The sequence below is a fragment of the Cylindrospermopsis curvispora GIHE-G1 genome (assembly GCF_014489415.1).
GTDB classification, from domain to species: Bacteria; Cyanobacteriota; Cyanobacteriia; order Cyanobacteriales; family Nostocaceae; genus Raphidiopsis; species Raphidiopsis curvispora_A.
Map to the genome: position 1 here is coordinate 2,251,314 of NZ_CP060822.1, position 13,634 is coordinate 2,264,947.

Sequence of the window (13,634 nt, forward strand, 5' to 3'; positions counted from 1 at the left end):
CATATAATCTCGTAGTTATTGCTCCCAAAGATCTAAAATTATTACTCTGACACCAATAGCAAAGCTCAAACTCATAGTATTAAGCTATTGACCTGCTCCTGATCTCTTAAATAATTGTTCAGCTGATTTATGTAACTTCCGGATCAATTTGTAATGCTTTCAGGATACTTTTTGACACGCCAAAATAAGCCCAGCTCACACTGTGTTTAGCACAGAAAGCAGTGAACATAAATCTCTTTCTAGAAGTGGGTAGATACTTATAATCGGTAGTCGCAATCATTATGTTCATAGAAAGGATGGCGATCGCACTCTGACTAAACCTAGCACAGGAATATTTTTTTGGCGGTATGCTCACAGGAATTTAATAATTTTTTTCAAGAACAATAAAAAATAGCTGAAAGTCTTGTCAGGTAGTCAATATAGGGTTTCACAAAAAATTGACAAACCACCCATATTTCCTTGACTAGATCTATTATGTATCAGTAAGGTCTTTTTGTGCAGGAGTATATGAGGCAAGTTGATGATTTATTTAACCTTAATCTGACTGTTGGTGTAGCTTGGTTATTGTTCACAGTACAGCCAAGTATCGCCCAAACTTCTACCCAGAAGTTAGTAGCTCCACCTGTGGGCAGTATTAATATGTCTAATATTAATATACTTCCCAATGTTATTGATTTGAGCACTAAAGAGTCAATAACTAGATTATTGTTACGGGATGCGCCTGTTACTGAAGTTTTGTCACTATTAGCCCGTACTGCTGGTTTAAATCTTATTTACTTTGAACAAGAAGAAGTTAACTCTGTTAAAGAAAAGTCACAACAACAGGCGATTAATAACAATACTAATAATAAAATTAGGACTAGTAGTAAAATTTCCTTAGATATTAAAAATGAATCTGTACAGAAAGTATTTAACTATGTTTTACAAGTTAGTGGATTAGAAGCTAGACGGGTTGACAGAACAATTCTGGTGGGGGCCAAATTACCTAATACCAGTGTTGATAGAATAGTCAGGACTTTACGACTGAATCAAGTAACCATAGGTATAGGTTTAGACTTTTTGGTAGGTCTGGGTGCGGAAACTGAAGTCAGTCGTGAAAGACCAGTAACTACAGTTAATGCCATACCCATCGCGGGTGGAGTCACACCAATGACCCAATCTCAGACAATTACTGAAACTAAAATGGAGGCCAAACGGATTGATTATCAACACTCCACACCCTTACTGAGGGGATTGCAAATTGTGGGAGATGAACGAACAAATTCGATTACTTTGATTGGCAATCCCCAATTAGTTGATATAGCAACTTCAAAATTGACCAACCTAGATATTCGTCGTCGTCAAGTGAAGGTGAATCTGAAAATTATTGATGTTAATCTCTGGGGAATTCAAAACTATAACTCCAGTTTTTCCTTTGGGATTGGTGATAATTTCTTTTCTAATGACCAGGGTATAGCTACCTTCAATTTTGGCAACCAAAGACCATTCACCGGTTCAGGATCAGTACCAGCTTCCCTAGGGGGTTTACCCAATCGGTTTTTAGCTTTTTTACAAGCCCAGGTAACAAATGGTAATGCTAAAATCTTGACAGATCCTAGTTTAATTGTTCAAGAAGGACAAAATGCAAATGTTAAACTAACTCAACAGGTCATTGGACAGGAGAGGATTACCAGAATTGACACCCCTGGTAATTCCAGGGAGGAACGGATCATCGAGAAAGAAGAGGTTGGTTTAACCGTAAATGTGAGGGTCGAGCGGATTGATGACAATGGTTTTGTTTCCTTATCGGTTGCTCCCGTAGTTAAATCTCCAGTTAATTCAGAATCAACTGGTGCGGGGAAGGTTACCCTAATTGCTGAACGCTCTCTTAACTCAGGACTAATTCGCCTCCGGGATGGTCAAACCCTTCTCCTATCCGGTATTATCCAAGACCAAGACCGGACAGTGGTCACCAAGGTCCCCCTCTTAGGTGATATTCCTCTCCTAGGTGCATTATTTAGAAGCACAAACAAAGACCGTGAGCGCAGAGAAGTGATTGTACTACTTACACCCAGAATAATTGAGGAACAATCATGAACAATCCCAAAAGAATAGCTTTATAATTCTAAGGTGAGGTTGAGGTCACTGGCTTAATGTTTTTAGCTTTGTAGAAGGTTTCCAAACTATCTCTATCTCCTACAAAGCGCCAATGCCATGGTTCATAACTTACACCTTGAAGATTATCCCGGGGAAAGGATAATTCAAAGCCAAAACGAGCAGCATTAGATTGTAACCATGCAAATGCTTTTGTATTTTCAAATGTGGGACTGAGATTGGTTGCTGGTACTGCTCCATCGCCAATATCCACAGCATAACCAGTATGGTGTTCACTATAACCCGGAGGGGCACTAAGTGCTGCTCTTTCTGCTGGAGTTTGATTCCGTTGGGCACTTACGTTGAAGAACAATTGTTCTTGTTCTTGGATGGAACGAAAACCAGAAATAGGGACTAGGATTACACCCACAGTTCTAGCTGACTGTACCATGGCTTGAAATTTTTGGGCAGCATTCCGCCGCATTTTAATTTTTCTATCAGCTGTGATAGGAGTTAGCTCTTCTAATGATGCTTCCTTATAGGCTAAATGTCCCAATATCGTATTGTTACTTGATGTATTCGATAGGGTGGATGTAAGAGGTGTTGATTGAGTATCAGTATTTTTTTTAGGTGCAGTAATAAAGAATAAGAAACCACTACCTACAGCCATGATAGCAAATCCTAGGACTCCACCAACTATTAAAATCAGAGGTTTGAAGCCCGTGGAAGACCTCTTCTCCGCAGTATCCCGTAAAGCGGCCGGAATATCATCGTTTGACAATAAGTTTTCGGGATTTCCCGGAAGTCCACCATTTTTCAAGTTTCTACTCCTGTTTGACCAAAAGAATAGGGTGCGCCCCTTCTAGGAAGGCTTTTCCTGGTTTCTAGTATATAGCCGCCAGAATGCTATTTACCACTAATTTTAGGTTCTAATCACAACCGTGGAAATTCCAATAATTTCATCATCTTTTGTACCTAGTATATAAGCATGGACCTGTTTGTTACCAATTTCATACACTTTTGCTTCAGCCAGATTGTTTTTCAAAACAAGTACAAGGCTTTCAAATCTCTTGGCTACATTTCTTTCTTCCTCTTCATACCAATCTTCCTGTTTTGTGACTCCTTGAAAAAAATCATCAACGGTCACGGTTCTGACATCACCTATAATACCAGTTTTCTGTTGAATTGTAGTTTCATTGAGATTAAAAGATTCCCAATAGACCACATTAAAGGGATATTCAGACTCACTGGGCATGAACAAGCCCTCTGTGGTTTGTTTTAGTAGGTCAATTACTGGTTTGCTCATTTTATTGATTGCTTGCCACTGGTTTACCATAACACCAAACAACAAAAGGCGACACCCAGATTCGAACTGGGGGATAAAGGTTTTGCAGACCTCTGCCTTACCACTTGGCTATGTCGCCCCACTGCTAGTTACTTTTCATATTATTTATAGTATCATATTCTTTTATGAATTGCACCACATTCCCCAAAAATTTTTTTTGGCAATTACCATTATGGCTCCACTACCAGATTACCGTCCTAAACAATTATCTGTTGGACCTTTAGAAGCAGAAATTCTGGGCATCGTTTGGGATCTAGGCTCGGCTACAGTTAAGGACGTACATGACCGGATCCTAGGTGACCCAGATCGTGAACTGGCTTATACTTCCGTCACTACTGTTTTACGTCGTCTCACAGAAAAGGGTTGGTTGACCTGTGATAAACAGGGAAAAGCCTTTTATTGGCGACCACTGGTCACTAAGGAACAGGCAGAAATGATTAGGGCACACGAACATTTACAACGGTTTCTGGCTGTGGGTAATCCTGATGTGGTAGCCGCCTTTGCTGACAGTTTAGACGAAGCAGCTAGTAAACAAATTCAAGCGATCGCCCAGAGGATCCAATCTGCACGCCAGGCTAGAGGAGATAAATAAGATTATGCATCTACTAATGCTGATCACGGCTGTCACAATTGCCTACACCTTGCGATATTATGCCTATATACCCCAAGGAAATTGGCATCTGAGGTGGACCAGGACTTTATTTTTCTTCCTTTTCCCCCCGTTGTTGATTTTGATGACGGTGATGGCCGTGGTCTGTATGGGAACCCAGGGTCAAATGGGGGGAATATATACAGATTATTTTAGCTATGTTTTAGGTTGGTTCTTTCTAGTATTTTTAGTTTTTGTAGCTTTAAAACTGGCTTGGCAAGGCTGGCAATCATTAAAGTCTGCCCGTGAATGTCCCACCATCAATCTCACAGGCCAATCAGCCAGACTGCTACCTACCTCTGCTCTATTTGCAGGACAAATTGGTTTTTGGTCTCCTGAACTGGTGGTGAGCCAGGGACTATTAAAACATCTTTCTCCCCAACAATTAGAGAGTGTTCTAGCCCATGAACAGGGACATTATAGTTATAGAGACACTTTTTGTTTTTTTTGGCTGGGTTGGATCCGTTCCTGTAGTACTTGCTTACCTAACACAGAACCTTTATGGCAAGAGCTATTAATGTTGCGAGAACTGAGGGCTGATAGTTATGCTGCTGCTCGCGTAGACCCCCTTGTACTAGCTGAGTCTATACTATTAGTTGTAAGCAGTCAACCATTAGCGTGGGATATATGTTGTGCAGCACTAAGCTCCTCTAAAGTTGATAGGTTGGAGCAAAGAATAGATGCTTTGTTATCTCCCTTAGAACCCAACTGGCCAGAATGGGATTTAAAATCAAAATTACATTACTGGCGCGTTTTTGCCTTAGCTCTTTTACCTTTGGTAACTGTTTTTTTCCACAGTTAGAACATTAGCTATTATGAATTCATTGCTGTAGATGCGTATAGTGATACGCATCTGATAGAATAATCCCAACTAAGTAATTGTCTCCAATTCACTCTCTCTTAAATGGGCTTTGAACTTTTTGCTGAACTGGACTAGAATGGGTAAGTTAGCACTCACTGGTCTACCTTGCCATTGGGTGACAATGGCGGAAATTTCACCTTCCGCACCCTTAATGTCAAACCCCTGACCTTTATTATCCGGATGGTGGTAAACTATCACTGACTCTTTTACACGCACGCGATCGCCAATCTTCATAGTGAGTATTTGTACTTAAATTTTATTGAACATGTATTTTGCTTGCCTGATTTTACCATATCTAGCCTGTTGTCTCCAAGAAAGGAGTATGTTACTGTTTGAGGCATAATTGTTGGATTTTTTCGGGGAGTTGTTGACAAATCTGGTTCCAGGCGCGGGGTTGAAATTCTCTCCAGGTCCATAAATAAATGCCTCCACTTCCCAAGAACAGAACAAACAAACCAATGAGCAGCTTAACCAAGTGATGAGAATGCTTATGGGAGTTGTTTTTTTCCGTGGTTGTAGAACCTTCTAGGGTTAAATTTAAATCTAGTGAATCCGGTGAGTTTACTGCCAGAGAGTCTATTATATATGCTTGTAGTTGGGGTATTTCACTTTCTGGTTCCAGCACAGTAATTAATAATTCTTCTGGTTCCTGCACCTCCAATCCATGTTCCGGGGTCGGGGTAACTATTAAGTGAGCCTGGTTGCGAAAAAGACTAACCACTACTGATGTATTATCCTGACCGTTTTTTTCGTTAGCTAGGTGCACCCATTTATGCACCGCATCCTCCACCGTGATTTTACCTGTTAACAGAGGAGTTACCTGGTCTTGCCAAGATTTTTCCACCCAGTCATGATCGCTTAAGCCATCTGAACAAAGTAGTAAAACTCCATCCTCCTCTAAAATAAACCTCTTGATATTAAACTCTAGGGATTCTGCTTGCTTAGTCCCCAGTGCTTGGGTAAGAGCATTAGAATGGGGAGTTGTCATAGCTTGACGGTACAAACTTTTGCCAGAAGAGACTATTTTGGTTGCTATATCATCATCTATAGTCAACAATTGACAATAGTGGGGAGTAATCCAATAGGCACGACTATCACCAATACTAGCCAGATAAAGTTCGTGTCCATTGTCTGATTCCCATCCTGTACTAGTGGTAACTGGTTGTGGTAATTGTATAGCCATTAGTAGAGTTGTAGCCATACGTTCCCTACCTTGCCGATTTTGTTCATCATTACAAGACCAAATCATATTATTAACTACCCGCAGAATAGCTGCTAGTTGTTGTTGCAACAAATCCGGTGTTAATACTTCCGTTTGCTCTGCTATATCTTGTAACCAAGCACGAATTTGTAATTTTGCCGATTGTACAGCCAATTGACTGGCAACCTCCCCACCTTCATGACCACCAACACCGTCACAAACTATTAAAAGATGTTCTTTTAAATAGTTATCCAAATTAGTGTATTGACTGGGATAGCAACTATCCTCATTGTGTTGCATAATTGGGCCTTTATCTGTAAAACCAGCAACTGTTACCATCAGGGGTAACTCCCCAGCAGATGCAAGCAATAATTTATTTAATTCATGACTAATAGTTTCCAGTTGTGCATATGGCTGACACATTTCTTGAATAAGCAGACTTAATTTAGGGGCAATTTCAGCCTTAGCAGCTATTACCCATGACTGCCAAGATTGCCCTAAATCCTGTATAGTCAATGTGCTTGTAGTTGAGGGCAATTCCAATAATTTGACACACCAACCTTCCACAAAGATATTCTCGGGTGATAATAAGCTAGCTGCTAACCCCATTTGTGATAGTGGTTTCCATAGCTCTAGGATTTGCCATAACCAGTATAATTGTCTAACTGCTTTAGCCTGTTCCCAAGCTGTGGTAATAATTGGATAAAGATTACCATTAGTATCAATAGGTGCATTTTCGAATAAGATAATCTCATAACTTCTATTATCCTCAGTGTTGTGTCCAAAAACAACAGTTCCATAAGGTTGGGGTACATGTAATCGCTCCCGATATAACTTGAGATAGGGAATGAGGGATGGTGGCAATTGTGATGGTGCTTCTGGCGTCTTTCCTGGTTGGGTATCTAGCCAGATCTGTTCTGTAATTACCTCATATCTATGGGCAACTTTTGTTCCCGGCGATATATTCACCCCATCCTTGGCCCATAGGTATCGGTAAACCAGGGGTGTTTGGCAGCTTTGACAAGTGCGATTTCCTAAATGATTTATGGGGTTTTCGCAGTTGGGATTAATACAATAAATGATTCGTTCGTTATAATGCATAAAGGTTAAATAAAGGTCAACTTTTTTAAAACTTAAACAAAAATCCGTATGAATCAACACGGGTTAACCTAAGTTAACGTAAAGTTCAATTAAGTTTAGATGTCAACAATTGCAACAATTCCAGTTAGAGAATAAAATGGACTTATCCTCTTTGTTACCAACTTGTTACTTAATTGAATTATTAACCTAGTCTCTGTAAACGGACTCATGCAAAATTTTACTGCAATCTGGTTGTTGCTGGGCATAATTCTGTGTCTTATGGAACTGCTGTTACCAACAGCTTTTGTGCAATTGTTGATGGGGATTAGTGCCCTACTGGTAGCAGGACTTTCTCTTTTAGGTTTAAGTAATTTATTCCTGCAAGTGATTGTTTGGCTGACACTTTCTAGTTTTTTAACCATCTTTTCCCGTAGGTTTTTTACGGTAAGGCAAACCAAATCAAAAATTCTTACTAGTACCGTAGGTGAGACCATGACAGAAATTTTACCGGGTAAGGTAGGGAGGGTTCTGTACGAAGGTAATTCTTGGCGAGGTAGATGTGATGATGATAAACTTACCATTCCTCCTGGTCAAAAAGTTTATGTGGTGGACAGGGAAGGGACTACCCTAATTGTGATGCCAGAAAACGTTTTAGACCACTAGCTTTGAAAAAAGAGAGATTAGCCTATCATACACAATATAGTATTTTAACGGAGGTTAGAAAAATGGAGCAGGTTTTATTATTACTAGGATTGGTTTTTGGTGCTGGTGCTGTGACGAAGTGTGTTAGGGTGATAAACCAGGGTGATGAGGCTTTAGTAGAAACCCTAGGAAGTTATAAGAGAAAATTGGAGCCTGGACTAAACTTGATTAATCCTTTGTTGGATAACGTAGTTTATAAGCAAACTATTCGAGAGAAAGTTTTAGATATTCCTCCTCAGCAGTGTATTACCCGTGACAATGTTTCTATTACGGTTGATGCTGTGGTGTATTGGCGAATAGTTGATATGGAAAAAGCCTACTATAAGGTAGAGAACCTACAGTCAGCTATGGTGAATCTGGTACTGACTCAAATTCGGGCTGAAATGGGACAGCTGGAATTAGATCAGACCTTCACAGCAAGAACTCAAATTAACGAGATTCTGTTGCGGGATTTAGATATTGCTACTGACCCTTGGGGAGTGAAGGTAACAAGGGTGGAATTAAGGGATATTATCCCATCCAAAGCTGTGCAAGAATCCATGGAATTACAAATGTCCGCAGAAAGAAAGAAACGAGCAGCCATTTTGACATCGGAGGGAGACCGAGAATCAGCGGTTAACAGTGCTAGGGGTAAAGCAGATGCTCAGATATTAGATGCGGAAGCACGACAAAAGGCTGTAATATTGCAGGCAGAAGCAGAACAAAAGGCGATTGTTTTAAGAGCGCAAGCGGAAAGACAACAACAAGTGTTAAAAGCACAAGCAATTGCAGAATCAGCTGAGATTATTGCCCAGAGAATGCAAGCTAATCCAGAAGCTCATAAAGCTTTAGAGGTTTTATTCGCCTTGGGTTATTTGGATATGGGGGTGAGCATTGGTAAAAGCAATAGCAGTAAAGTGATGTTTATGGATCCCCGAACTATTCCTGCAACTTTGGAGGGAATTAGGTCAATTGTTGGTGATATGAACGATGTAGGAGATTCGAATAAGTTATAAAACTTTTGTTTGTTGTTTTATTCTACATTTCTTGACATTTATTGCACAAACCAAAAAACTCTAAGGTGTGATAAAAGACCTTAAAGTTATGACTGACTTGTAACTCCTTTTCTAGTTCGTGTACTGGACATTGATGAATAGGGATAGAAATACCACATTGTAAGCAAGTCAGATGATGCTTGTCTTGTTGAGTCAAACTATAAAGAGACTCACCATTGGGTAAGGTTCTGACTTGCACTTTCCCTTCTAGTTTCAGAGATTCCAAAGCGCGGTAGACTGTGGCTAAACCCATACTTTGATTGCGATTGCGTAATTCTATGTACATGTCTTGGGCTGAAATACCTTGTTTAATGTTTCCCAGTAGGGTTAATATACGGTCTTGACTGCGGGTGCGGATAGCTTTCATAGTAGTTTTAGACTTTAGGATTAAAATTATTGCCCATGAGATAAATTTCACCTTGTATTTTACCGAGGGGCTTTAATTTTTCTTGAGATAGAACCTAAAAGGTATAGGATAACGATTACACCATTTAGCTAAATTTTAATGCAAAGGAAGTATATCGCCAAAATTTTCGTTACCCTTCGTCCTTCAGTTCTGGATCCTGCTGGGGTAGCTGTACAATCTGGGCTTAGGCAGTTGGGATATGATAATGTAGAGCAAGTGCGTATTGGTAAATATATAGAACTTACTCTAATTTGCCCAAATGAGACTAAAGCTCGTAACAGATTAAATAATATGTGCGAGCAAATGTTAGCAAATACAGTGATAGAAAACTATCGCTTTGAATTGATTGAAGTAGAATCCCAAACCGGTGTTTTCTAATTAGTAGATAATAGGTGGCGTTTAATAATAGCTATAGCCACCTGTAAACGGTCATTAACTTAGTTGAATTTTTATAAGGGTTGGTATGAAATTTGGTGTTTTAGTTTTTCCAGGGTCTAACTGCGATCGCGATGCAGCATATGTTACCAGAAATATACTGGGACATACCACCCGTATGGTTTGGCATCAGGAGCGAGATATCAGCGATATAGATGTAATTATTATTCCCGGTGGGTTTAGTTACGGGGATTATTTACGTTGTGGGGCGATCGCCCGGTTTTCTCCGGTCATGCAGGAAGTAGTAAACCATGCTAAAAAAGGTAAATTTGTCATCGGTATTTGTAATGGTTTTCAGGTATTAACTGAAGCCAACTTACTACCTGGTGCTTTAACCAGAAATGAGAACCTACATTTTATTTGCGATCGCATTTCTGTGAAAGTCGAGCGTAACAACCTACCTTGGACAAGTGGATATGGGGATAAAGAAGTGATCACCCTACCAATTGCCCATGGGGAGGGGAGATTTTATGCAGACCAAGAGACCCTAGCGGCGATAGAAGATAATCAACAAGTATTGTTTAGGTATGATGGAGAGAATCCTAATGGTTCGCTAAATAATATTGCGGGCATTTGCAATCGAGAGGGTAATGTATTAGGGATGATGCCACATCCAGAGAGAGCAGCGGATCGGTCAATAGGGGGTACAGATGGTTTGCGATTGTTTGAGGGTTTGTCCTCCAGATAGTTAGGGCGGCTGGGTGGTACTTTTGAACTCCCTTAGCTCTAAAGGATCCCAAACCAGCCCAATCTTAGTACGAATACTTGACTAATTGATGTGATGTATGGTAGGATTAAATACAAGAAAAAAATATAAACACCATAGAAAATGAATAAAATAGTTGTTAATGCAGACTTGGCATACCTAGATTACTCTGACCTGCTGAATAAAATCCTGGGAATTTTAAAACAAAAGTCACTATTCAGTATTTCACCAGATGGTCGTAGGATGAGGATAGACATAGAAGAAGTAGCGACTGAGGTGATGAGATTGAATCCATCTAATCCATTAGTAAATGATCGGTCAGCACGTGCAGCTACTTTAAATTTTAGTCCTAATACTGAAGACCTATTTAGGAAGCAAATTGAGAAAATTGCCATTGAGATACAAAATAAATTGACCCTAGCCATGCAAAAAAATAGCCAGTGCCATGACAGAGTTGAATTTATTAGAACTTTAACATCGGACATTAATGAATTTCAAGGAAACTATAGGGAAGATCATAAAACTAGATTATTAGATTTGACCTATCCATTTCCAGAAGAAACCAATCTAAAAAAACAAAGACTGACAGTCAGACAAAATGACAATAGCAAAAATCAACAACTACTAAAAGCTCACAAGGTCAAAATTCATGTGGATAAGCCCTGTGATTTTACAACTACCCTTATCAAGGGAATCAATAATTATATTAATATAAAATTTGCTGACGTAGATCAGGAGGATAAAGAAGATTTAGAATATGTAATTTCCAATTTGGAAAAAAGCCATAATTCAGACATCTACAAATTGCAAAATCTTCTCAATCAAGAAACCTTAGGAAAGTTGAAGAAATTTGCCAAAATCAAATATTTAGAATTTCTCTTAGAGCAAGTTGACGGAGGAGAAGGTAAGCTATATTTACAAGATCTCATTAGAAGACTAAAACTATTAGAAGATTATATTAACGACACTAGTAAAGCAGATGGGGATTATCACGTTAGCTATGCAGGAGTAACAGTTAATTACCAGGCACTATTTTCTCGTAGTGAAGCGTACGATATATTGCCAATCATTCCTCTTATAGAAGGCTACTTAGGAGAAGTAGAGAGTCCCCAGAAAGATGCAATAGAATTTACCTTTGGAATCAAAATGAAATTGGATGGTAAAGTGCAAGCTCACCAAAAAAATAGTTCTTTTGATTATCACCTAGATCTTTTAAATCCAGACGGGGAAGAACATAAAACCGCAATTGCCCAATCATCGAAAAAATCAGCCTTAGCCACAAAAGCCTTGAAAACTGTATTTTTGTACTGTTTTATATTTGCATCCAATGAAAGTATAGGAAGTGATTTAGAGTATAATCCCATTGAACTTTTAGAAAACAAAATATTGCCCATACTAAAAGGAAATGATGATCAAGCCAAAAAGCGACTATTTAAAAATTGTATTAAGAGGTTTGAGGAATTAAAGATAAAGGAAAAAATTAATAAGACAAAAGAACTGATAAAAAATATAATTAAACGTAAGACCCCATACCCAGTTAGGCATTATCCTCTACATATTTCTGTGAAAGAAAGTATTTTAGAAAATGACCTTGATACCATTATTAAAAGAACCACCTTCTTTAAAGAAGTCCTGCAAAAACCAAAAGAATGCTTGCAGTATATTAACCTAGGGGAAGCCACAACTCAAGGCAACTTATTAATTACTTTACCAGCAAATATCAGTATTAGCGAAATACATTTTTTAAAAACAGAAGATCAGCAAACATTTGATATGAAATATGATCTAGTTCCAGGTATTAAAGTGTTACCGGTGTTGTTTTTATCAATGAAAGAAGGGCAGAACTTCTATGATCAGCATTTAAAGTCTCGTAAATTGTTAATATTTCCACATCGTTCAGAAACTGACCAATTAGAAACCAATCAAGAATTTATTTACAAAATCACCTATAGCCTACTTACCTATATTTGTCTCTACGTCATTTTAGAGAACCAATCAAAAACATTTGTTCCCCTATTAAGAATACACCAAAAAGAAAAAACAGACAATGCGCCCATAGAAAACTTTATAGTTTGTTTAACTAAAGTTCTATCTCATTTACTTAATGATGGATATCGTAGCAACCAACAGGGAATAGTGATTAACAAATCCCAAACCTCAAAGATAAACTTTAAAATTCCCAATGTTTTGACATCTCTTTATTCCGTACTTCCCAGAAAATTTCAATTTAAGGAAACCGGGAAATTTACATTTCAAGAAATTGATAAACTCGCTATTATCATCGTTTCTAGTCGTGAAACCGACAGTGTCTGGAGTGGGAAATACAAGTCGTCTAACCTGGTGGGTGAAATTATCGTCTTAGAAGTAAAAGAAAAAACAGTCAGGTTTCAACTATTAAAAACTTTTTCAGAAAACTATGAAGATCATCAAAAAATGTTTGAATATCCCACTGTTATAGTAGACAATGTGGATCAACTTTACAGCAAGGGATACAAGCACTTTATTTATATATCTAAAGTTCCCTACAGCAGTACCTTACATATCACCCAGAAAGAGAAAAATGAGGAATTATTCTTCATGTCTAAAAATGTAATCAAATCCCTAAAAAAAGAAAGAGATGATATCAAAATCTATCCCATGTTTTTCGATAAATACTATGCGGTAAAGCTAGAATATTTCAAACTTACATCCCTATATATTCAAGATACCCTAGAACTTACTAACTTAGCGGAGGATAAGAATAAACAAGCTGTGATTTTCTTCAACTTATTTAATGGGTTCAGCCTTGGTCAGAGTATTAACTATCATGGTGTCATGTCTTATGCGACACTGTTAAATATTTATGATGGAATTTTAGATGATGAAGATATCAGAAAAGGATTGATATATAATAACAGTCAATTAAAAAATGAAATTTTACAATGCCTGACATTATTTCATTTTTATCGTTATAAAAAAACTGGAAATTCCCAGCTAAAATTAGACCCTTATGAAAATTTAATTGGAGACGAATCTGTAACTCAGTGTGCAGTTTTAAAACATATTCGAGAGAAGGTAGATTTTAATTCTTTAGCATTCTTAACTTATATTAAATCAATTATCAGTCAGAAGAACTACTCAACAAACTAATGAAAGAAATTT

General features: G+C 38.2%; 14 protein-coding genes and 1 tRNA gene. 8 read left to right on the forward strand and 7 right to left on the reverse strand.

The annotated features are described in order from the left end of the window. Positions 1–127: 127 nt before the first annotated feature. The gene (locus tag IAR63_RS10030; protein WP_187705175.1) at positions 128–355 is read right to left on the reverse strand and encodes a hypothetical protein; all 228 of its coding nucleotides are present in this window, start codon (positions 353–355) and stop codon (positions 128–130) included. Positions 356–507: 152 nt separating this feature from the next. Here IAR63_RS10030 and IAR63_RS10035 point away from each other — a divergent pair, with 152 nt between their 5' ends. Continuing rightward, positions 508–2,076: a secretin and TonB N-terminal domain-containing protein gene (locus IAR63_RS10035; RefSeq protein ID WP_187705176.1), complete on the forward strand. Its 1,569-nt coding sequence runs from the start codon at positions 508–510 to the stop codon at positions 2,074–2,076. A gap of 28 nt (positions 2,077–2,104) precedes the next feature. Here the strand turns inward: IAR63_RS10035 and IAR63_RS10040 are convergent, their stop codons facing one another. From IAR63_RS10040 to IAR63_RS10050, 3 genes are all read right to left on the reverse strand, one after another. After that, positions 2,105–2,893 (reverse strand): M15 family metallopeptidase, encoded by a 789-nt coding sequence (locus IAR63_RS10040; RefSeq protein WP_187705177.1) that lies wholly within the window; start codon positions 2,891–2,893, stop codon positions 2,105–2,107. 102 nt (positions 2,894–2,995) lie between these two features. Beyond that, positions 2,996–3,379, reverse strand: coding sequence for a nuclease A inhibitor family protein (locus tag IAR63_RS10045; RefSeq protein ID WP_235678227.1), 384 nt, complete (start codon positions 3,377–3,379; stop codon positions 2,996–2,998). A gap of 46 nt (positions 3,380–3,425) precedes the next feature. Beyond that, positions 3,426–3,497: transfer RNA gene (locus tag IAR63_RS10050), tRNA-Cys, on the reverse strand. 93 nt (positions 3,498–3,590) lie between these two features. Here IAR63_RS10050 and IAR63_RS10055 point away from each other — a divergent pair. Together IAR63_RS10055 and IAR63_RS10060 are read left to right on the forward strand one after the other, a co-directional pair. Beyond that, complete coding sequence (locus IAR63_RS10055; RefSeq protein WP_187705179.1) at positions 3,591–4,010, forward strand: BlaI/MecI/CopY family transcriptional regulator; 420 nt, start codon at positions 3,591–3,593, stop codon at positions 4,008–4,010. Positions 4,011–4,014: 4 nt separating this feature from the next. Beyond that, positions 4,015–4,869 carry a M56 family metallopeptidase gene (locus tag IAR63_RS10060; RefSeq protein ID WP_187705180.1) on the forward strand — a complete coding sequence of 285 codons (855 nt, stop codon included), beginning with the start codon at positions 4,015–4,017 and terminating at the stop codon, positions 4,867–4,869. A gap of 69 nt (positions 4,870–4,938) precedes the next feature. On the opposite strand, the gene IAR63_RS10065 is transcribed toward IAR63_RS10060, so the two are convergent. Together IAR63_RS10065 and IAR63_RS10070 are read right to left on the reverse strand one after the other, a co-directional pair. Continuing rightward, a complete protein-coding gene (locus IAR63_RS10065) occupies positions 4,939–5,163 on the reverse strand; it encodes a ferredoxin-thioredoxin reductase variable chain (protein WP_187705181.1) in 225 nt (74 codons plus the stop codon). A gap of 91 nt (positions 5,164–5,254) precedes the next feature. Then, positions 5,255–7,231, reverse strand: coding sequence for a PP2C family protein-serine/threonine phosphatase (locus tag IAR63_RS10070; RefSeq protein WP_187705182.1), 1,977 nt, complete (start codon positions 7,229–7,231; stop codon positions 5,255–5,257). A gap of 207 nt (positions 7,232–7,438) precedes the next feature. Here IAR63_RS10070 and IAR63_RS10075 point away from each other — a divergent pair, with 207 nt between their 5' ends. Together IAR63_RS10075 and IAR63_RS10080 are read left to right on the forward strand one after the other, a co-directional pair. Continuing rightward, the gene (locus tag IAR63_RS10075) at positions 7,439–7,873 is read left to right on the forward strand and encodes an NfeD family protein (protein WP_187705183.1); all 435 of its coding nucleotides are present in this window, start codon (positions 7,439–7,441) and stop codon (positions 7,871–7,873) included. Positions 7,874–7,935: 62 nt separating this feature from the next. Then, on the forward strand, positions 7,936–8,907 hold the full coding sequence (locus IAR63_RS10080; RefSeq protein ID WP_187705184.1) for an SPFH domain-containing protein: 972 nt from the start codon (positions 7,936–7,938) through the stop codon (positions 8,905–8,907). A gap of 22 nt (positions 8,908–8,929) precedes the next feature. Here the strand turns inward: IAR63_RS10080 and IAR63_RS10085 are convergent, their stop codons facing one another. Beyond that, positions 8,930–9,313 carry a Fur family transcriptional regulator gene (locus IAR63_RS10085; protein WP_040009851.1) on the reverse strand — a complete coding sequence of 128 codons (384 nt, stop codon included), beginning with the start codon at positions 9,311–9,313 and terminating at the stop codon, positions 8,930–8,932. A gap of 138 nt (positions 9,314–9,451) precedes the next feature. Between IAR63_RS10085 and purS the strand changes: the two genes are divergently transcribed. From purS to IAR63_RS10100, 3 genes are all read left to right on the forward strand, one after another. Next, positions 9,452–9,730, forward strand: coding sequence for a phosphoribosylformylglycinamidine synthase subunit PurS (gene purS, locus IAR63_RS10090; protein ID WP_187705185.1), 279 nt, complete (start codon positions 9,452–9,454; stop codon positions 9,728–9,730). Positions 9,731–9,815: 85 nt separating this feature from the next. Continuing rightward, a complete protein-coding gene (gene purQ / locus IAR63_RS10095; protein WP_187705186.1) occupies positions 9,816–10,475 on the forward strand; it encodes a phosphoribosylformylglycinamidine synthase subunit PurQ in 660 nt (219 codons plus the stop codon). A gap of 141 nt (positions 10,476–10,616) precedes the next feature. Beyond that, positions 10,617–13,622 carry a hypothetical protein gene (locus tag IAR63_RS10100; RefSeq protein ID WP_187705187.1) on the forward strand — a complete coding sequence of 1,002 codons (3,006 nt, stop codon included), beginning with the start codon at positions 10,617–10,619 and terminating at the stop codon, positions 13,620–13,622. Positions 13,623–13,634: the final 12 nt, after the last annotated feature.

What these genes read in the sequence shown, in the direction of transcription:
- IAR63_RS10035 (WP_187705176.1), top strand. Translation starts at nt 508, where the DNA reads ATGAGGCAAGTTGATGATTTATTTAACCTTAATCTGACTGTTGGTGTA.
- IAR63_RS10045 (WP_235678227.1), bottom strand. Translation starts at nt 3,379, where the DNA reads ATGAGCAAACCAGTAATTGACCTACTAAAACAAACCACAGAGGGCTTG.
- IAR63_RS10055 (WP_187705179.1), top strand. Translation starts at nt 3,591, where the DNA reads ATGGCTCCACTACCAGATTACCGTCCTAAACAATTATCTGTTGGACCT.
- IAR63_RS10060 (WP_187705180.1), top strand. Translation starts at nt 4,015, where the DNA reads ATGCATCTACTAATGCTGATCACGGCTGTCACAATTGCCTACACCTTG.
- IAR63_RS10065 (WP_187705181.1), bottom strand. Translation starts at nt 5,163, where the DNA reads ATGAAGATTGGCGATCGCGTGCGTGTAAAAGAGTCAGTGATAGTTTAC.
- IAR63_RS10070 (WP_187705182.1), bottom strand. Translation starts at nt 7,231, where the DNA reads ATGCATTATAACGAACGAATCATTTATTGTATTAATCCCAACTGCGAA.
- IAR63_RS10075 (WP_187705183.1), top strand. Translation starts at nt 7,439, where the DNA reads ATGCAAAATTTTACTGCAATCTGGTTGTTGCTGGGCATAATTCTGTGT.
- IAR63_RS10080 (WP_187705184.1), top strand. Translation starts at nt 7,936, where the DNA reads ATGGAGCAGGTTTTATTATTACTAGGATTGGTTTTTGGTGCTGGTGCT.
- IAR63_RS10085 (WP_040009851.1), bottom strand. Translation starts at nt 9,313, where the DNA reads ATGAAAGCTATCCGCACCCGCAGTCAAGACCGTATATTAACCCTACTG.
- purS (WP_187705185.1), top strand. Translation starts at nt 9,452, where the DNA reads ATGCAAAGGAAGTATATCGCCAAAATTTTCGTTACCCTTCGTCCTTCA.
- purQ (WP_187705186.1), top strand. Translation starts at nt 9,816, where the DNA reads ATGAAATTTGGTGTTTTAGTTTTTCCAGGGTCTAACTGCGATCGCGAT.
- IAR63_RS10100 (WP_187705187.1), top strand. Translation starts at nt 10,617, where the DNA reads ATGAATAAAATAGTTGTTAATGCAGACTTGGCATACCTAGATTACTCT.